Genomic DNA, 17,819 nt, shown 5'->3' with positions numbered 1-17,819 from the left:
ACGAGTGGCCTTTTTCTTTTCTGTCAGGCCTGTTTTTCCAGCCAGCGGTCAAACGGCTCGGTGTCCGCTGCTTCAACCTCACGCTGGCGACGTTTTGAAGCGTCACATTCAGCCACAAAGTCTTCTTCCTGCAATATTTCCAGCGGCTCTTCACGCAACAGATTGCGATAAGCTTCGCCCAGCGCCTTGCCCGTACCGCCAATGCCTGTATCAAGCATAGACCGCAGAATACGTGCAGAGAACGTCAATTCCGGATTATCAAAACAGGCGACCAGTTCGTCGCAGACTTTCTGATAATCCTCTCCCCCGTGGATACTGTCCAGCGTTTGCGCCACGCGTTTCAGATCGCGGAACAAATCTTTGCCCACTTCAGGCAACGGGAACTGCGCGGTTTCACAACCGATGCCTAACGTCAGACCCGGCTTACGCCCTTCCAGAATCACTCGATTCCAGTTGGTACGCGTACACAATAGCTCGCTGCTGCTCATTTCCGGCGCATCGGCCAGCACGCACCAGACCATAAACAGGTCAAGGAAGCGCACCTGCTGCTCGTCCACGCCGATTGGCGAGAACGGGTTGATATCCAGCGAGCGGACTTCGATGTACTCGATACCGCCGCGCAGAAGCGCATCTGAAGGCGACTCACCGCTACGCGTAACACGTTTCGGACGAATTGGCGCGTACAGCTCATTTTCAATCTGCAGCACGTTGCTGTTGATTTGCAAACGCTTACCGTCTTTTTCCAGCCCGACCGCCGCATACTCTTCAGAAGGCGTTTTAATCGCCCGCTTCAATCCTGCCACATATTCGTAGAGATCGTTAAACGTAATACCGAGATTGCTTTGCGACTTATTGGTATAACCCAGATCGCTCAGACGCAACGAGGTCGCGTACGGCAGGTAGTACATCCCACAGTCGGTTTTCTCAAATGGCAGCGTGGTCGGTTTACCCTGCAGGAAGGAAGAGCAAATCGCCGGGGACGCGCCAAACAAATAAGGAATGACCCAACCGAAGCGGTAATAGTTGCGGATCAGGCGGAAATAGCCGGCAGAGATTTTCTCTTTTGCCTCTTCGCCTTCCACAATGCCGCACTTCGCCTGCCAGAATGCCATCGGCAGAGAGAAGTTATAGTGTACGCCGGAGATGGTTTGCATCAGCGCACCGTAACGGTTTTTCAACCCTTCACGGTACAGCGTTTTCATGCGACCAATATTCGAGGTGCCGTATTGCGCCAGTTCAATGTCCTGACCTTCAGCAATATAGCAAGGCATACTCAGCGGCCACATACGTTCATCGCCCATATTTCTGGCAGTATAACGATGCAGGTCACGCATGAAGGTCAACATATGCTGGATATCGCCGTCTACTGGCGTAATAAACTCCAGCAGCGCTTCAGCGAAATCCGTGGTTATCCATTTATGCGTCAGCGCTGAGCCTAACGCTTCAGGATGCCCCGTTGTCGCCAACGTGCCATCCGCATTCACGCGCAATGTTTCGCGCTCCAGCCCGCGCTGAATCCCCTGTAATGCCTGAGGATGCTTTTCCAGCCAGGCCAGTGCCTGTGATACGTCCGGGATCAAATCGACCTCCCGCCTGTCAAAATCGTATTAATTAGCATAATTGTAGTGGTTACCCTAAAGGCTAATCCCCAGGCACAATTAGTGCCACCAGGTAATGCCCTGAACGGTAGCCGCCGCGACAACAATATAGCGCAGCGCTTTACCAAGGCATAAAAAAAAGAGTACCGGCCCCCACGAGAGGCGCATCCATCCCGCTAACAGGCACAGTAAATCACCCACAACCGGCATCCAGCTTAATAATAGTGTGACCGCACCATAGCGTTTAAGCCAGCCTGCGGCTTTCTCCTGCCAGCGCGATGTCTTGCGCAGCGGAAAGAAACGCCCAAGGATAACGTTAGTTAACCCTCCAAGGCTATTACCCATTGTTGCTGTTAAGACTAAGACCCAGGGATGGCTGAGCCCGGCCAGTAACATGGCAACCAAAACGATTTCCGAGTTGCCGGGCAACAGCGTAGCGCTGAGAAAACTGCTGGCGAACAATGAAAGGAGCGACAGTCCGTCACTCACAAGTGTCGAACGTCCACCGCATCCATTCCGGCGGCGCGTGCGGCCTGGATACCAAAATCAGCATCTTCGAATACCACGCACTGCGCCGGGGGCACACCCATACGTTCTGCACAGAGCAGGAAAGTATCTGGCGCAGGTTTATGGTGCTGAACATGATCGGCGGCAACGACGGCATCAAAATAGCGACGTAGCCCCAGATGGGCCAGCAGCGCCTCTGCGATCGCGCTTTCGCTGCCGGTTCCGACGGACATCGGGCGACGACCATGCCACGCTTTCACCACCTCAATCAGCGGCAGCGGCTCGACGCTGTCGAGGAGCATGATTTTTACCGCGTCGGTTTTTTCACGGGCTAACGCGTGGGGATCGAGATCCGCATGATTCAGCTCAATGATGGACTGCGCAATCCGCCATGTGGCTGAGCCGTTAAGGGCAATCATCGCCTGAAGATCAAAGTGCATACCGTAACGACCTAATACTTCAACCCACGCCTTACGGTGCGTCGGTTCAGTATCCAGAAGGGTACCATCCATATCGAAAATCAGACCCGCATAACGTTCGTACATAGCACTCTCACCCGGCAAATAAACAGACGTTACTTTATCGTAATTGCTGGATTTTGTCGCTGACGACGATGCTGAGGATTGTTCAGGGTGTTAATGCAGAGGGGATAAAGAGAGAAGATGGTGCATCCGGGAGGATTCGAACCTCCGACCGCTCGGTTCGTAGCCGAGTACTCTATCCAGCTGAGCTACGGATGCATCGGGACTTGCTGATTTACTGCTGATATCAAGTATCGCGTTAACGCCATACTGAGTAATAGATGGTGCATCCGGGAGGATTCGAACCTCCGACCGCTCGGTTCGTAGCCGAGTACTCTATCCAGCTGAGCTACGGATGCATCGGAAAACGTATTTTACTGCCGATATTGATACTGCATAAAAGCGGTATCAAGTAAGAGATGGTGCATCCGGGAGGATTCGAACCTCCGACCGCTCGGTTCGTAGCCGAGTACTCTATCCAGCTGAGCTACGGATGCATCGGGAAACTTACTTTACTGCAGATTTTGATACCGCGACTAAAGCCGTATCAAGTAAGAGATGGTGCATCCGGGAGGATTCGAACCTCCGACCGCTCGGTTCGTAGCCGAGTACTCTATCCAGCTGAGCTACGGATGCAAATGGCGGTGAGGCGGGGATTCGAACCCCGGATGCAGCTTTTGACCGCATACTCCCTTAGCAGGGGAGCGCCTTCAGCCTCTCGGCCACCTCACCACACGCCTCTTACGAGTGCTTCGAAGAACTTGTTTCTGCTCATCGTCGCTGCGTGGCGCACATATTACTTTCTGGGACTTATAAGTCAAACAATTTTTCCTGAGCTTTTATCGTTTGCACACTTCACGTTCAATTAGTCTGCAAAAACGGCAAAAAGAGTGTTTTATCAACAGATAAATTGGTCTCTGGGGCTACTGACTACCACAATGAAAAAGCCCTACGACTGCAGGAGAGTGACGCGGAACGGGAAAAAGAGTCACAACATAACGAAAAAGAGAGGGATTTACGAAGACGTCAGGTTGCGCCTCACCCGGTCAGGTGAGACGCGGAAACCTTAGTAACTGGACTGCTGGGATTTTTCAGCCTGGATACGCTGGTAGATCTCTTCACGATGGACAGAAACTTCTTTCGGGGCGTTTACGCCGATGCGTACCTGGTTGCCCTTCACCCCTAAAACTGTCACGGTGACCTCATCTCCAATCATGAGGGTCTCACCAACTCGACGAGTCAGAATCAGCATTCTTTGCTCCTTGAAAGATTAAAAGAGTCGGGTCTCTCTGTATCCCGGCATTATCCATCATATAACGCCAAAAAGTAAGCGATGACAAACACATTACATGTAAGCAGTCACGGCATCACATTCTGTTAAACCTAAGTTTAGCCGATATACACAACTTCAACCTGACTTTATCGTTGTCGACAACGTTGATGCAAACGCCGCGGAATGCTTATCCACGGCATCGGCTAACGCTTACACACTTCATCCTTCAGGCTGTCTCAGCATTGGCTACGCACATTCCCCCGGTCACGAACTACCTGTTCACTTCCGGGGGTTTATTCGCTTTCCGCCCTGACGCAGCTTGAATGATTTTGTGTATATATTTTATAGTTTTGCGCTGACCCAGGCTTGCACACTGGCTAACGCCGCAGGCAGAGCAGACGCATCCGTACCACCGGCTTGCGCCATGTCCGGACGACCACCACCCTTACCGCCCACCTGCTGAGCGACCATACCGACCAGTTCCCCTGCTTTGACACGATCGGTCACGTCCTTAGACACGCCCGCAATCAGAGAAACCTTACCTTCAGCTGCCGTTGCCAGCACGATAATTGTCGACCCCAGTTGATTTTTCAGATCATCAACCATGGTACGTAACATTTTCGGCTCAACACCTGCAAGCTCACTCACCAACAGCTTAACGCCATTGATATCAACCGCTTTGCTGGAAAGATTTGCACTTTCCTGCGCGGCAGCCTGTTCTTTCAACTGCTGAAGCTCTTTCTCGAGCTGACGAGTACGTTCCAGTACTGAACGTACTTTGTCGCCCAGGTTCTGGCTATCGCCCTTCAACAGCTGTGCGATATCGGTTAAGCGATCGCTTTCTGCATGCACAGTCGCAATAGCGCCCTCACCCGTTACCGCTTCAATACGACGAACCCCTGCCGCCGTCCCGGACTCGGAGATGATACGGAACAGACCGATATCCCCCGTACGGCTGGCGTGAGTCCCGCCACACAGTTCGGTAGAGAAATCACCCATGCTCAGTACACGAACGCGTTCGTCATATTTCTCGCCGAACAGCGCCATTGCGCCTTTTGCTTTCGCCGCTTCCAGATCCATCACGTTGGTTTCAACCGGCAGGTTGCGACGAATTTGCGCATTTACCAGGTCTTCAACCGCACGGATTTCCGCAGGTTTCATCGCTTCATTATGTGAGAAGTCGAAACGCAGTACTTTGTCGTTGACCAGCGAGCCTTTCTGCGCCACGTGCGTGCCCAGAATCTGGCGCAGCGCCGCATGCATCAGGTGCGTGGCGGAGTGGTTCAGACGAATACGCGCACGACGCGCTTCATCTACGTCAGCCTGAACCGCGTCGCCCACTTTCAGAGAGCCCGCAGACAGTTTGCCGAGATGACCAATCGCCTGGCCATATTTTTGCGTATCGCTTACGGCAAAGGTAAAGCCCGCGCCTTTCAGTTCACCTTTATCGCCAACCTGACCACCGGATTCCGCATAGAATGGGGTCTGATCCAGTACGACAACGGCTTCCTGACCGGCACTAATGGCATCCACCGCTTTACCATCGACGAACAGCGCAGTCACTTTGCCATTCAGTTCCAGATGGTCGTAACCTTTAAATTCAGAGGCGCTATCAACGCGGATCATCGCGTTATAGTCCGCGCCAAAACCGCTGGCTTCACGGGCGCGACGGCGCTGCTCTTCCATGGCGGCTTCAAAGCCGGCTTCATCCACTTTGATGTTGCGCTCGCGGCAAACGTCCGCCGTCAGGTCAACCGGGAAACCGTAGGTATCGTACAGACGGAATGCCGTTTCGCCATCCAGCGTATCACCTGACAGTTTCGCCAGTTCTTCATCCAGCAGTGCCAGGCCACGCTCCAGCGTACGGGCAAACTGCTCTTCTTCAGTTTTCAGTACTTGCTCAACCTGAGCCTGCTGACGCTTCAGTTCTTCGCCCGCCGCTCCCATGACGTCAACCAGTGGCCCCACCAGTTTGTAGAAGAAGGTCTCTTTCGCGCCCAGCATGTTGCCATGACGTACCGCGCGACGAATGATGCGACGCAGGACATAGCCCCGGTTTTCGTTCGACGGAACCACGCCATCGGCAATCAGGAACGCACAGGAACGAATGTGGTCCGCAATCACACGCAGCGACTTGTTGCTCAGATCGGTCGCACCGGTCACTTTCGCTACCGCTTCAATCAGCGTACGGAACAGGTCAATTTCGTAGTTGGAGTTGACGTGTTGCAGCACAGCCGCAATACGCTCCAGCCCCATACCGGTATCGACGGAAGGCTTCGGCAGCGGCTCCATCGTACCGTCAGCCTGACGGTTGAACTGCATAAAGACGATGTTCCAGATCTCAATGTAGCGATCGCCGTCTTCTTCCGGGCTTCCCGGAGGACCACCCCAGATGTGATCGCCATGATCGTAGAAAATCTCGGTGCACGGACCGCATGGACCGGTATCGCCCATCTGCCAGAAGTTGTCCGACGCATAGGCCGCACCTTTGTTATCGCCGATGCGGATAATGCGCTCGCGAGGGATACCTACTTCTTTTTCCCAGATTTCATAGGCTTCATCGTCTGTTTCATAGACGGTCACCCACAGACGCTCTTTCGGCAGGGCAAACCAGTTCTCACCGGTCAGCAGTTCCCACGCGTATTGAATGGCGTCATGTTTGAAATAGTCGCCGAAGCTGAAGTTGCCCAGCATTTCGAAGAAGGTATGGTGACGTGCAGTGTAACCAACATTTTCCAGATCGTTGTGCTTACCACCCGCGCGCACGCAACGCTGTGACGTGGTTGCGCGGGAATAATTACGCTTGTCGAGCCCAAGGAAAACGTCCTTGAACTGGTTCATCCCGGCGTTGGTAAACAACAAAGTGGGGTCATTGTTCGGAACCAGGGAACTGCTGGCAACTACCTGATGTCCCTTACTATGGAAAAAGTCGAGAAACGCCTGACGGATCTCAGCGGTGCTCTTGCTCATAATTATCCTGAAATCAAGCTACACTTCATCTTTCAAACCGCCTCTGCGTTGGCTGCGATCGTTCCCCAGTCACTGACTCCAGTAAGCGCCAGGGGATTCACTCACTTACCGCCTTGATGCAGCTTGAATGATTTTGTGTATTTAAGGAATATTCGTTACAGACGCAGGTCGTCATATGACAACCATCACCCGAACGGAAAAAGTGGGAATAAGATAAGTTTTCTTTACGGGGAAGTAAAATCCCGTATGCGCTCAATCGTCAAAATTTCGCCATATTTCCTGAATATCCTCCATCAGATACCCGCGATAAAGCAAAAACCGCTGTATCTTAACCTTTTCCGAAAATGCGCCTGACAGCGGTTCACCGTATTTGCGAGTCGCCTGGTCACGCGCGAGGGCGCACCAGTCAACGTCACATTCCCGCATCGCTTTTTCAGCCGATTCACGGGCAATCCCCTTTTGATTCAACTCCTGTCGGATGCGCGCCGGACCATACCCCTTACGGCTGCGACTGGCGATAAAACGGGAGATAAATCTGTCATCATCAAGATAATGATGTTCGTAGCACCAGGCGATCACCCGGTCATAATCTTCTGCCGTGGCATCAATCTCTTCCGGCCCGTTTTTCCCCATCACCGGGGCGGCAAGCTTACGTCGTAACTCTTGTTCGCTGTGATCGCGAACCGCGAGGATACGTACTGCGCGATCTAACAGCCGGGAATACGCAGGTCGGCGCGGTGTGGGTTCACTCATAACAACCTTCGAAATCAGAAATGCAAAAAGGGCCGCATCAATGCAGCCCTTGAGTGTAATTCAACTTTTTGCCGGATGGCAGTTTTGCGTTATCCGCACGGGGGACACCTGACGATTAAAAATCTTCGTTAGTTTCCGCAACGCCTTCACCATCATCAACGGTGAAAGCGGGTTTGTCATCCTGGTTATTGAGCAGCATTTCACGAACTTTCTTCTCAATTTCCTTCGCGGTAGCCGGGTTGTCTTTCAGCCAGGCAGTTGCATTCGCTTTACCCTGACCAATTTTCTCACCGTTGTAGCTGTACCATGCACCCGCTTTCTCGATCAGCTTCTCTTTCACGCCCAGGTCAACCAGTTCGCCATAGAAGTTGATACCTTCACCGTAAAGGATCTGGAATTCAGCCTGTTTAAACGGTGCTGCGATTTTGTTTTTCACCACCTTCACGCGGGTTTCGCTGCCCACCACGTTATCGCCCTCTTTCACCGCGCCGATACGGCGGATGTCCAGACGAACAGACGCGTAGAATTTCAGTGCGTTACCACCGGTAGTGGTTTCCGGGTTACCGAACATCACACCAATTTTCATACGGATTTGGTTGATGAAGATCAGCAGCGTGTTGGACTGCTTCAGGTTACCGGCCAGTTTACGCATCGCCTGGCTCATCATACGTGCTGCGAGACCCATATGAGAGTCACCGATTTCGCCTTCGATTTCCGCTTTCGGCGTCAACGCCGCTACAGAGTCGACAACGATAACGTCAACGGCACCAGAACGTGCCAGCGCGTCACAGATTTCCAGCGCCTGTTCACCGGTGTCCGGCTGAGAACAGAGCAGATTGTCGATATCAACACCCAGCTTACGCGCATAGATAGGATCCAGCGCATGTTCTGCATCGATAAACGCACAGGTTTTACCTTCGCGCTGCGCAGCGGCAATCACCTGCAGCGTCAGCGTAGTTTTACCGGAAGACTCCGGCCCGTAGATTTCGACGATACGGCCCATCGGCAGACCGCCTGCGCCCAGCGCAATATCCAGTGAAAGCGAACCGGTGGAGATGGTTTCCACGTCCATAGAACGGTCTTCACCCAGGCGCATGATGGAGCCTTTACCGAATTGCTTTTCGATCTGGCCCAGCGCTGCCGCCAACGCTTTCTGTTTGTTTTCGTCGATAGCCATTAATTACTCCTGTCATGCCAGCTGAAGCCGGATAGTGATTCTGTACTGTTGTCGCAATTATACTGTATGGTCATACAGTATCAAGTGTTTTGTAGAAATTGTTGCCACAGGGTTTGCAACGCATAAACCGTGGCTTGTCGACGCACCGCATCACGGTCGCCGCTAAAGCATTCCCGACGGGTAATCCCTTCTCCGCGCACGCTCGCGAAGGCGAACCAGACCGTGCCGACCGGTTTCTCTTCGCTGCCGCCATCCGGCCCGGCAATCCCGCTGATGGAAACAGCAAAATCAGCGCGTGCCGCTTTCAGTGCGCCAATCGCCATCTCAACCACCACCGGCTCACTGACCGCGCCATGCTGTGCCAGCGTCTCTTCACGCACGCCTATCATCTGCGATTTCGCTTCGTTACTGTACGTGACAAAACCGCGCTCGAACCAGGCGGAGCTGCCGGCAATGTCGGTAATGGCTTTCGCCACCCAACCGCCGGTGCAGGACTCTGCGGTGGTCACGGTCGCACCGCGCGCTTTCAGCGCCAGCCCAACCTGTTCACTTAACTGCATCAGTTCACTGTCAGTCATATCAGCCTCTGTCAGTTAAAAAATATGCCGGACAAGATAGCACTTTCCCGACAGAGATGGGGATGGAGTAACCATTTTACGAGTCGTATTCCGAAAAAACTCCAGCCTCTCACTTATGCAGGTAAACCCGTGCTTAAAAACGATAGAGTGAAGTTCAATTTTGCATGGATGAAGAGAGTACATGATGTCATTAGGCAAAAAGGAAGTTCCCCTTCAGCAACAGTTGAAACAACACCATCAACTACGGTTATGGCTCATCATTGGCGGCGTATGTTCTTTAGTGATGGGGGCGCTGAACATTATATCGGCCGGATATATTGAACCTTATGATGGCGGCCAAATTATCTTAGGCCTGGGATGCCTTGGCTACAGCCTGACAATATCAAAGAAGATATCCCTGCTGCGTGCAGAGAATCGGTCGAAAAAACAGTGATAGTACCAGCAGAGGGAAGCCCGTGCTCCCCTCTGTAAGCGTAGATTACTGCACGCGCGCCAGCGCCACCGCCTGACCCAACTGCCACACCGCCATCGCATAATGGGTGCTGTGGTTGTAGCGGGTAATGGCATAGAAGTTCGGCAGGCCGTACCAGTACTGGTAACCGGTGCCGATATCCAGGCGCAACAGGCTCACCTGCTGATGGTTGCCCAGCGGTTGTTGCGGCGTTAATCCGGCTGCCGCCAGTTGAGAAGGACTGTACTGTGTTTTAAAACCATTCGCCAGTCCCGGTGCCTGACCGTTCGCCATCACCGCCACCGTGTCGCCCTTCACCCAACCGTGTGCTTTGAAGTAATTCGCCACGCTGCCGATGGCATCGACCGGATCCCACAGGTTGATGTGGCCGTCGCCATTGAAATCCACCGCGTACTCTTTATAGGACGACGGCATGAACTGTCCGTACCCCATCGCGCCAGCGAAGGAACCTTTCAGATCTAACGGATCGTCCTGTTCGTTACGCGCCATCAGCAGGAACGTCTCCAGTTCGCCAGAGAAGTACTCCGCACGACGTGGATAGTTAAACGACAGCGTCGCCAGCGCATCCAGAATGCGCGTTTTTCCCATCACACGACCCCAGCGAGTTTCCACGCCGATAATGCCCACGACGATCTCCGGCGGAACGCCATAAACCTGCCAGGCGCGGTTCAGCGCGTCTTCATATTGATTCCAGAACGCCACGCCGTTTTGCACGTTATCTGGCGTGATGAACTGTTTGCGGTAGCGCAGCCATGCGCCGTTAGGCCCCGCTGGCGGCTGCGTGGTGGGCGCCTGCCTGTCCATCAGACGTAAAACGTAATCCAGACGCTTCGCCTGCGACAAAATCTCCTGCAACTGCTGACGATTAAAACCGTGCTTGTTCACCATCTTATCGATGAACTGCTGCGCATTTGGGTTGTTGGCAAAATCACCGCCCATCTGCATAACGTTGTGCTGGGGCTCAAGCAGGAAACCGCCGGAAGGCGTCCCCGTTGTCGTTTGAGGTTCTTGAGGTTTCGGTTTGCTACTACAGGCAGCAAGTAACACAAACAGGGGAAGTAATGCTACATAACGACGCTTGAACATGAGACATCCATTAAACAGATTCAGCCAGAGAGAAGTATGGTAAAGCATCCCCCGCCATACAAGGAAGCGCCAGACGCGCTCCGTCACACAATTTACGTATCGCTCTCCATGACTTGATCGTCAGCACATTCTTTCCTTCCCGCAAAAAACTTTCAATTTAAAATATTTTACTTTCATTTTGAGATCAAAATAACACTTTTATTGCTTTCAATCTGATTAAAATAAGTCACCCATTCGCAAGATAACTAAAAATCCCTACAGGAGAGAACAATGATCGAAACCATTACACATGGAGCAGAGTGGTTCATCGGGCTGTTCCAGAAAGGTGGAGAGGTGTTTACCGGGATGGTCACCGGTATTCTTCCACTGCTGATCAGCCTGCTGGTCATCATGAATGCGCTAATCAACTTTATCGGCCAACAGCGGATCGAACGCTTCGCCCAGCGCTGTGCCGGGAACCCATTATCCCGTTACCTGATTCTGCCCTTTATTGGCACGTTTGTGTTTTGTAACCCCATGACCCTGAGTCTGGGCCGCTTTATGCCAGAGAAATATAAGCCCAGCTACTACGCGGCAGCCTCTTACAGCTGTCACTCGATGAACGGCCTGTTCCCACATATCAACCCCGGCGAACTGTTCGTTTATCTCGGTATTGCCAGCGGCCTGACCACGTTAGGTCTCCCACTCGGCCCGCTGGCAGTGAGCTACCTGCTGGTCGGTCTGGTCACCAACTTCTTTCGTGGCTGGGTCACGGACCTCACGACCTCCATCTTTGAGAAAAAGATGGGTATCCAACTTGAGCAGAAAGTCCACCTTGCAGGAGCAGCATCATGACGCGTATTCGTATTGAAAAAGGGACTGGCGGCTGGGGTGGCCCGTTGGAGCTGGACGTGGTCGCCGGCAAGAAAATTGTCTATATCACCGCAGGCACGCGCCCGGCGATTGTCGACAAACTGGCGCAGTTAACCGGCTGGCAGGCTGTCGACGGCTTTAAAGAGGGCGAACCGCCGGAAGACGAAATTGGCGTCGCCATCATCGACTGTGGCGGGACGCTGCGCTGCGGGATCTATCCCAAACGCCGTATCCCGACTGTGAACATTCACTCAACCGGGAAATCCGGACCGCTTGCCCAGTACATCGTCGAAGACATCTATGTCTCTGGCGTCAGGGAAGACAACATTACCGTGGTGGGCGACGCGTCTGCCACAGCACAGCCGCAACAGCAACCGGCAAGTACCACCGCCGGACGCGATTACGATGCCAGCAAAAAGATCACGGAACAAAGCGATGGCCTGCTGGCGAAAGTCGGAATGGGAATGGGGTCGGCGGTGGCCGTGCTGTTCCAGTCGGGTCGCGACACCATTGATACAGTACTGAAAACCATTCTCCCCTTCATGGCATTCGTCTCGGCGCTTATCGGCATCATCATGGCCTCGGGTCTTGGCGACTGGATCGCCCACGGCCTGGCGCCGCTTGCCAGCCATCCGCTGGGCCTGGTGACGCTGGCGCTGATTTGTTCGTTCCCGCTGCTGTCGCCGTTCCTCGGCCCTGGCGCGGTCATTGCGCAGGTTATCGGCGTCCTGATCGGCGTGCAAATTGGTCTGGGCAACATCCCGCCACACCTGGCGCTGCCCGCGCTGTTTGCCATCAACGCCCAGGCGGCCTGTGACTTTATCCCGGTCGGTCTTTCACTGGCAGAAGCGCGTCAGGACACGGTTCGCGTCGGCGTACCGTCAGTACTGGTGAGCCGTTTCCTGACCGGTGCGCCTACCGTTCTCATCGCCTGGTTTGTTTCCGGCTTTATTTATCAATAAGAGGTTCAGACATGACCGTTATTTATCAGACCACCATCACCCGTATCGGACAGAGCGCACCGGATGCCCTCTGTGACCAGATGCTGATTACCTTTCGTGAAGGCGCGCCTGCGGATATCGAGGAGTTTTGCTTTATCCATTGTCATGGCGAACTGAACGGCCCGTTGCAACCCGGTGCGCAGTTCGAACTGGGTCAGCATCATTATCCGGTCACCGCCGTCGGCAGCGTGGCCGAACAGAATTTACGTGAACTGGGGCATATCACCCTGCGCTTCGATGGACAGAGCGAAGCGGAATTTCCCGGCACCGTGCACGTTGCGGGGCCTGTACCGGACGACATCGCGCCGGGCTGTATTTTGAAGTTTGTCGCTTAAGGAGAGAAAAATGAATCAGGTTGCCATTGTCATTGGTGGAGGACAGACCCTGGGGGCGTTCCTTTGCCGTGGGCTTGCAGCAGAAGGGTATCGCGTTGCGGTTGTAGATATTCAGAGCGATAAAGCCGCGAACGTCGCACAGGAGATTAACGCAGAATTTGGCGAAGGCATGGCCTACGGTTTTGGTGCCGACGCCACCAGCGAACAGAGCGTACTCGCACTCTCTCGCGGCGTAGATGAAATTTTTGGCCGCGTGGATCTGCTGGTTTACAGCGCGGGTATCGCCAAAGCGGCATTTATCAGTGACTTCCAGCTCGGCGATTTTGACCGCTCGCTGCAGGTGAATCTGGTGGGCTACTTCCTCTGCGCGCGTGAATTCTCCCGTCTGATGATCCGCGATGGTATTCAGGGACGCATTATTCAGATCAACTCCAAATCCGGTAAAGTGGGCAGCAAACACAACTCCGGCTACAGCGCAGCGAAGTTTGGCGGCGTGGGGTTAACGCAGTCGCTGGCGTTGGATCTGGCGGAATATGGCATCACCGTGCATTCGCTGATGCTTGGCAACCTGCTGAAATCACCGATGTTCCAGTCGCTGCTGCCGCAGTACGCCACCAAGTTGGGTATTGAACCTGACGAAGTGGAGCAGTATTACATTGATAAGGTTCCGCTGAAGCGTGGCTGCGACTATCAGGATGTGCTGAACATGTTGTTATTCTATGCCAGCCAGAAAGCGTCGTACTGCACCGGACAGTCAATCAATGTGACTGGCGGTCAGGTGATGTTCTAATGGGTGTCGCCCGGTGACGCTATGCTTGCCGGGCTTACCCGTAGGCCGGATAAGGTGAAACCGCCATCCGGCAAAATAAAAGGAGCACAACATGGTATCCGCACTCGTTACCGTCGCCGTCATTGCCTGGTGCGCGCAACTGGCGCTGGGGTACTGGCAAATATCGCGCTTTAACAAAGCGTTTGACCAACTTTGCCTACAAGGACATGTCGGCGTGGGGCGTTCGGGAGGACGTTTTAAACCGCGCGTCGTTGTCGCCGTCGCACTCGATGACGATCGGCGGGTCACCGATACGTTGTTTATGAAAGGTCTCACCGTATTCGCCAGACCTGGCAAAATCGACGCCATTCAGGGCAAACATCTTAATGAATTACAGCCTGATGTGATCTTTCCCCATGATCCGTTGTCGCAGAATGCACTATCATTGGCGCTTAGTTTGAAACATGGGTAATTTCGTTGTGAATGCTTATAGCTTGCGAAATTATCATTTCGCAAATTTAATTCAGGGTAATTACACCAATGAAACCTCGTCAGCGTCAGGCCGCTATTCTTGAGCATCTGCAAAAGCAGGGGAAATGCTCAGTAGAAGAACTGGCCCAGTACTTTGACACCACGGGCACAACCATTCGCAAAGACCTTGTCGTCCTGGAAAATGCCGAAACCGTCATTCGTACCTATGGCGGCGTGATGTTAAATAAAGAGGAGTCCGATCCGCCTATCGATCACAAAACGCTGATCAATACGCTCAAGAAAGAACGTATTGCTGAAGCAGCCGTCCGCTTTATCCACGATGGCGACTCCATCATTCTGGATGCCGGGAGCACCGTACTACAAATGGTGCCGATGCTTACCCGCTTTAGTAATATCACCGTCATGACCAACAGCCTGCATATTGTCAACGCGCTGTCCGAGTTAGACAACGAACAAACCATCCTGATGCCCGGCGGCACGTTCCGTAAAAAATCGGCCTCATTTCACGGACAGCTCGCGGAAAACGCCTTTGAGCAGTTCAGTTTTGATAAACTCTTCATGGGCACCGACGGCATTGATCTCAGTGCTGGCGTGACCACTTTTAATGAGGTCTACACCGTCAGTAAAGCGATGTGCAACGCCGCTCGCGAAGTGATCCTGATGGCGGACTCATCCAAGTTTGGTCGCAAGAGTCCGAATGTTGTGTGCAGTCTGGAAAGCGTCGACAAACTGATTACCGACGCGGGTATTGATCCCGCATTTCGTCAGGCGCTGGAAGAGAAAGGAATTGAAGTGATCATAACCGGAGAAACCAATGAGTGATGCACTACTGAACGCGGGCCGTCAGACGTTAATGCTAGAATTACAGGAAGCAAGCCGTTTGCCGGAACGTCTGGGCGATGATTTTATCCGTGCCGCCAATATCATTATCCATTGCGAAGGCAAAGTGATTGTCTCGGGTATCGGCAAGTCGGGTCATATTGGTAAGAAAATCGCCGCGACGCTCGCCAGTACCGGCACTCCGGCCTTTTTTGTTCATCCTGCCGAAGCGCTGCATGGCGATCTGGGGATGATCGAAAGCCGCGACGTGATGTTGTTCATCTCCTATTCCGGTGGCGCAAAAGAGCTGGATCTCATCATCCCTCGCCTGGAAGACAAGTCCATCGCCCTGCTGGCCATGACCGGCAAACCCAATTCACCGCTGGGTCTGGCGGCGAAGGCCGTGCTGGATATTTCCGTCGAGCGCGAAGCCTGCCCGATGCACCTGGCACCGACGTCCAGCACCGTCAATACCCTGATGATGGGCGACGCGCTGGCGATGGCGGTCATGCAGGCTCGCGGTTTCAATGAAGAAGATTTTGCCCGCTCGCATCCGGCCGGTGCGCTGGGCGCGCGTTTACTCAATAAAGTGCATCACCTGATGCGCCGCGACGATGCCGTCCCGCAGGTTCAACTCGCCACCAGCGTGATGGACGCGATGCTGGAGTTAAGCCGTACCGGTCTGGGTCTGGTCGCCGTTTGCGACGAGCAGATGCAGGTGAAAGGCGTCTTTACCGACGGTGACCTGCGTCGCTGGCTGGTTGGCGGCGGCGCGCTCACCACGCCGGTCAGTGAAGCCATGACCCACAACGGCATCACCTTACAGTCAGAAAGCCGGGCGATTGATGCTAAAGAGATTCTGATGAAGCGCAAAATCACCGCCGCACCGGTGGTGGATGAAACCGGTAAACTCACCGGCGCCATCAACCTACAGGATTTCTACCAGGCCGGAATTATCTAATCCTTCAGCCCAAGACGCTTCGCCAGCCGGTGCAGGTTGGCGACGTCTGTTTCAAGCGCCCGCGCGCTGGCCGCCCAGTTGTGATTATTTTGCGCCAGCGCCTGGCGAATCATTTCCCGCTGGAAAGCCTCCGTCGCGTCACGCAAATTGTGATTGCGCGGGATATCCGCCGCCACTTCCGGCTGCGACGTCATCGCCTCCTCCTGTAACGCGAAATGCGGCACTTCCAGTACGATGTCGTCTCTGGCCCGGGTCGCCCGCGCCAGCACCACCGCCCGATGAATGGCATGTTCCAGCTCACGCACATTACCCGGCCAGCCGTAATTCAACAGATGGCTGCGCGCGCCCGAACTGAGCACTACGCGGGAAAGCCCCAGCCGTAGTCGGCACTGCTCGCAAAAATAGCCCGCCAGCAGCACCACATCCTCACCGCGTTCTCGTAGCGGAGGAACGGAAAGCGGGAACACGCTCAGGCGATGAAACAGATCGGCACGAAAACGTCCCGCCAGCACCTCTTCGCGCAGACTGCGGTTGGTCGCCGCCAGCACGCGCACATCTACGCGCAGACTGCGGTCGTCGCCGACACGCTGAATATCGCCGTACTGCAACACGCGAAGCAATTTCGCTTGCAGCGCCAGCGACAGCTCCCCAATTTCGTCAAGAAACAGCGTGCCGTTATCGGCCATTTCAAACTTGCCGCTGCGGTTGCTGATGGCCCCGGTAAACGCCCCTTTCACATGACCAAACAGTTCACTCTCCGCCACACTTTCCGGCAGCGCGGCACAGTTCAGATAGACCAGCGGATTGACCGCACGAGGTGAACCTTCGTGAATCGCCTTCGCCACCAGCTCTTTCCCGGTGCCGGTTTCGCCGCTGATTAGCACGTTGAGATCGGAGCCTGCCACAATCTCGATCTCTTTTTTCAACTGCATCATGTTCGGCGAGAGGCCAATCAGCTGCGTCTCTTTTACCTGTTCGAAATCGATACCCGAACCTGGCAGCATATTCTGGCGTTCCAGTTGTTCAATCAGCAGCGCATTGTTGAGCGCACCGGCGGCCAGCGCGGCGATCAGTCGTAACTCTTCATCACTGAAAACATCAAACTGGTCTGGCGCCATACCGTCGAGGGTCAGCGCGCCAATCAGGTTCTGCCCGGCAAAAAGCGGCAGCCCAATGCAGGCGTGCACTTTCAGGCTCTCCTGCCCCGGGATCAGCCCGTCATACGGATCGGGCAGGGAACTGTCCGCTGGAAAGCGCACCACGTCGCCAGCGCGGGCGATGGCCTCCAGTCGGGGATGCCCTTCCAGCGTAAAGCGCCTGCCGAGCACATCACGAGCAAGACCGTCAATCGCCAGCGGGATAAACTGGCGCGCCTCATAGCGCAGTAGCGCTGAGGCGTCGCATTCCAGCACCTGACGCAGCGTGGTAATCAGACGTTGAAACCGGTCCTGATGACCCACTCCGCGCTGTAATTCAATGGCGATACCCGCCAGCACATCAACGGAAAAACTCATGGTGTCCTCACTGTCATTTTGACAATTCATGGTGTCATATTGACTGTGTCATGGATAGTCTTTTTGACTACCATTTAATGAGTATAGAAACAATATTTTATTGTAAATCAACAAATTAAAAAGTTGGCACGTAGCCTGCAA

18 protein-coding genes, 5 tRNA genes and 1 pseudogene are annotated in these 17,819 nt (G+C 54.0%); 8 read left to right on the top strand and 16 right to left on the bottom strand.

Annotated features, from left to right (window positions below):
* Window positions 1-23: 23 nt before the first annotated feature.
* The 14 genes and pseudogenes from gshA to pncC form a co-directional block, all read right to left on the bottom strand.
* Window positions 24-1,580: a glutamate--cysteine ligase gene (gene gshA, locus GBC03_10130; GenBank protein ID QFS70541.1), complete on the bottom strand. Its 1,557-nt coding sequence runs from the start codon at window positions 1,578-1,580 to the stop codon at window positions 24-26.
* A gap of 78 nt (window positions 1,581-1,658) precedes the next feature.
* On the bottom strand, window positions 1,659-2,087 hold the full coding sequence (locus tag GBC03_10125; GenBank protein QFS70540.1) for a DedA family protein: 429 nt from the start codon (window positions 2,085-2,087) through the stop codon (window positions 1,659-1,661).
* Window positions 2,084-2,650: a fructose-1-phosphate/6-phosphogluconate phosphatase gene (gene yqaB, locus GBC03_10120; protein QFS70539.1), complete on the bottom strand. Its 567-nt coding sequence runs from the start codon at window positions 2,648-2,650 to the stop codon at window positions 2,084-2,086. The genes GBC03_10125 and yqaB overlap by 4 nt, the downstream gene beginning before the upstream one ends.
* Window positions 2,651-2,768: 118 nt before the next feature.
* Window positions 2,769-2,845: transfer RNA gene (locus GBC03_10115), tRNA-Arg, on the bottom strand.
* A gap of 63 nt (window positions 2,846-2,908) precedes the next feature.
* Window positions 2,909-2,985: transfer RNA gene (locus tag GBC03_10110), tRNA-Arg, on the bottom strand.
* 61 nt (window positions 2,986-3,046) lie between these two features.
* Window positions 3,047-3,123, bottom strand: a tRNA-Arg gene (locus GBC03_10105).
* A gap of 62 nt (window positions 3,124-3,185) precedes the next feature.
* Window positions 3,186-3,262: transfer RNA gene (locus GBC03_10100), tRNA-Arg, on the bottom strand.
* A 3-nt stretch (window positions 3,263-3,265) separates the two neighbouring features.
* A tRNA-Ser gene (locus GBC03_10095) sits at window positions 3,266-3,358 on the bottom strand.
* A 334-nt stretch (window positions 3,359-3,692) separates the two neighbouring features.
* Window positions 3,693-3,878 (bottom strand): carbon storage regulator CsrA, encoded by a 186-nt coding sequence (csrA, locus tag GBC03_10090; GenBank protein QFS70538.1) that lies wholly within the window; start codon window positions 3,876-3,878, stop codon window positions 3,693-3,695.
* A gap of 363 nt (window positions 3,879-4,241) precedes the next feature.
* On the bottom strand, window positions 4,242-6,869 hold the full coding sequence (alaS, locus tag GBC03_10085; GenBank protein ID QFS70537.1) for an alanine--tRNA ligase: 2,628 nt from the start codon (window positions 6,867-6,869) through the stop codon (window positions 4,242-4,244).
* Between the two features lie 32 nt (window positions 6,870-6,901).
* Window positions 6,902-7,125 (bottom strand): annotated as a pseudogene (locus GBC03_10080) (hypothetical protein).
* Complete coding sequence (gene recX, locus GBC03_10075) at window positions 7,122-7,622, bottom strand: recombination regulator RecX (protein ID QFS70536.1); 501 nt, start codon at window positions 7,620-7,622, stop codon at window positions 7,122-7,124. The pseudogene GBC03_10080 and the gene recX overlap by 4 nt, the downstream one beginning before the upstream one ends.
* A gap of 115 nt (window positions 7,623-7,737) precedes the next feature.
* Complete coding sequence (gene recA, locus GBC03_10070) at window positions 7,738-8,799, bottom strand: recombinase RecA (GenBank protein QFS70535.1); 1,062 nt, start codon at window positions 8,797-8,799, stop codon at window positions 7,738-7,740.
* A gap of 80 nt (window positions 8,800-8,879) precedes the next feature.
* Window positions 8,880-9,377, bottom strand: coding sequence for a nicotinamide-nucleotide amidase (pncC, locus tag GBC03_10065; protein QFS70534.1), 498 nt, complete (start codon window positions 9,375-9,377; stop codon window positions 8,880-8,882).
* Between the two features lie 184 nt (window positions 9,378-9,561).
* On the opposite strand from pncC, the gene GBC03_10060 reads away from it, so the two are divergent.
* A complete protein-coding gene (locus GBC03_10060) occupies window positions 9,562-9,810 on the top strand; it encodes a hypothetical protein (protein QFS73964.1) in 249 nt (82 codons plus the stop codon).
* Between the two features lie 45 nt (window positions 9,811-9,855).
* Here GBC03_10060 and mltB read toward each other — a convergent pair whose 3' ends face one another.
* Entirely contained in the window at window positions 9,856-10,935 is a 1,080-nt protein-coding gene (gene mltB, locus GBC03_10055; protein QFS70533.1) for a lytic murein transglycosylase B, read from the bottom strand.
* A 270-nt stretch (window positions 10,936-11,205) separates the two neighbouring features.
* On the opposite strand from mltB, the gene srlA reads away from it, so the two are divergent.
* The 7 genes from srlA to gutQ all read left to right on the top strand — a co-directional run bounded on the left by srlA (window position 11,206) and on the right by gutQ (window position 16,164).
* A complete protein-coding gene (srlA, locus tag GBC03_10050; protein QFS70532.1) occupies window positions 11,206-11,769 on the top strand; it encodes a PTS glucitol/sorbitol transporter subunit IIC in 564 nt (187 codons plus the stop codon).
* Window positions 11,766-12,749 (top strand): PTS glucitol/sorbitol transporter subunit IIB, encoded by a 984-nt coding sequence (srlE, locus tag GBC03_10045; protein ID QFS70531.1) that lies wholly within the window; start codon window positions 11,766-11,768, stop codon window positions 12,747-12,749. The genes srlA and srlE overlap by 4 nt, the downstream gene beginning before the upstream one ends.
* Window positions 12,750-12,760: 11 nt before the next feature.
* Window positions 12,761-13,123, top strand: coding sequence for a PTS glucitol/sorbitol transporter subunit IIA (srlB, locus tag GBC03_10040; GenBank protein ID QFS70530.1), 363 nt, complete (start codon window positions 12,761-12,763; stop codon window positions 13,121-13,123).
* 10 nt (window positions 13,124-13,133) lie between these two features.
* Complete coding sequence (gene srlD, locus GBC03_10035) at window positions 13,134-13,913, top strand: sorbitol-6-phosphate dehydrogenase (GenBank protein QFS70529.1); 780 nt, start codon at window positions 13,134-13,136, stop codon at window positions 13,911-13,913.
* 91 nt (window positions 13,914-14,004) lie between these two features.
* Window positions 14,005-14,364, top strand: a complete 360-nt coding sequence (gutM, locus tag GBC03_10030; protein ID QFS70528.1) for a transcriptional regulator GutM — start codon at window positions 14,005-14,007, stop codon at window positions 14,362-14,364.
* A gap of 68 nt (window positions 14,365-14,432) precedes the next feature.
* Window positions 14,433-15,206: a DNA-binding transcriptional repressor gene (locus tag GBC03_10025; protein ID QFS70527.1), complete on the top strand. Its 774-nt coding sequence runs from the start codon at window positions 14,433-14,435 to the stop codon at window positions 15,204-15,206.
* Window positions 15,199-16,164 carry an arabinose-5-phosphate isomerase GutQ gene (gene gutQ, locus GBC03_10020; GenBank protein QFS70526.1) on the top strand — a complete coding sequence of 322 codons (966 nt, stop codon included), beginning with the start codon at window positions 15,199-15,201 and terminating at the stop codon, window positions 16,162-16,164. Before GBC03_10025 ends, gutQ begins: the two co-directional genes overlap by 8 nt.
* Here the strand turns inward: gutQ and norR are convergent.
* Window positions 16,161-17,678 carry a nitric oxide reductase transcriptional regulator NorR gene (norR, locus tag GBC03_10015; GenBank protein ID QFS70525.1) on the bottom strand — a complete coding sequence of 506 codons (1,518 nt, stop codon included), beginning with the start codon at window positions 17,676-17,678 and terminating at the stop codon, window positions 16,161-16,163. The two genes, gutQ and norR, sit on opposite strands and share 4 nt — an antisense overlap.
* Window positions 17,679-17,819 lie beyond the last annotated feature (141 nt).

This window comes from Citrobacter telavivensis (genome assembly GCA_009363175.1).
In the GTDB taxonomy this organism is placed as follows: Bacteria; Pseudomonadota; Gammaproteobacteria; order Enterobacterales; family Enterobacteriaceae; genus Citrobacter_A; species Citrobacter_A telavivensis.
This window is presented reverse-complemented; position numbering and strand designations above follow the sequence as displayed.

What these genes read in the sequence shown, in the direction of transcription:
- gutQ (QFS70526.1), top strand. Translation starts at nt 15,199, where the DNA reads ATGAGTGATGCACTACTGAACGCGGGCCGTCAGACGTTAATGCTAGAA.
- csrA (QFS70538.1), bottom strand. Translation starts at nt 3,878, where the DNA reads ATGCTGATTCTGACTCGTCGAGTTGGTGAGACCCTCATGATTGGAGAT.
- recX (QFS70536.1), bottom strand. Translation starts at nt 7,622, where the DNA reads ATGAGTGAACCCACACCGCGCCGACCTGCGTATTCCCGGCTGTTAGAT.
- mltB (QFS70533.1), bottom strand. Translation starts at nt 10,935, where the DNA reads ATGTTCAAGCGTCGTTATGTAGCATTACTTCCCCTGTTTGTGTTACTT.
- norR (QFS70525.1), bottom strand. Translation starts at nt 17,678, where the DNA reads ATGAGTTTTTCCGTTGATGTGCTGGCGGGTATCGCCATTGAATTACAG.
- srlD (QFS70529.1), top strand. Translation starts at nt 13,134, where the DNA reads ATGAATCAGGTTGCCATTGTCATTGGTGGAGGACAGACCCTGGGGGCG.
- GBC03_10025 (QFS70527.1), top strand. Translation starts at nt 14,433, where the DNA reads ATGAAACCTCGTCAGCGTCAGGCCGCTATTCTTGAGCATCTGCAAAAG.
- srlB (QFS70530.1), top strand. Translation starts at nt 12,761, where the DNA reads ATGACCGTTATTTATCAGACCACCATCACCCGTATCGGACAGAGCGCA.
- GBC03_10060 (QFS73964.1), top strand. Translation starts at nt 9,562, where the DNA reads ATGTCATTAGGCAAAAAGGAAGTTCCCCTTCAGCAACAGTTGAAACAA.
- srlE (QFS70531.1), top strand. Translation starts at nt 11,766, where the DNA reads ATGACGCGTATTCGTATTGAAAAAGGGACTGGCGGCTGGGGTGGCCCG.
- alaS (QFS70537.1), bottom strand. Translation starts at nt 6,869, where the DNA reads ATGAGCAAGAGCACCGCTGAGATCCGTCAGGCGTTTCTCGACTTTTTC.
- pncC (QFS70534.1), bottom strand. Translation starts at nt 9,377, where the DNA reads ATGACTGACAGTGAACTGATGCAGTTAAGTGAACAGGTTGGGCTGGCG.
- recA (QFS70535.1), bottom strand. Translation starts at nt 8,799, where the DNA reads ATGGCTATCGACGAAAACAAACAGAAAGCGTTGGCGGCAGCGCTGGGC.
- yqaB (QFS70539.1), bottom strand. Translation starts at nt 2,650, where the DNA reads ATGTACGAACGTTATGCGGGTCTGATTTTCGATATGGATGGTACCCTT.
- srlA (QFS70532.1), top strand. Translation starts at nt 11,206, where the DNA reads ATGATCGAAACCATTACACATGGAGCAGAGTGGTTCATCGGGCTGTTC.
- gutM (QFS70528.1), top strand. Translation starts at nt 14,005, where the DNA reads ATGGTATCCGCACTCGTTACCGTCGCCGTCATTGCCTGGTGCGCGCAA.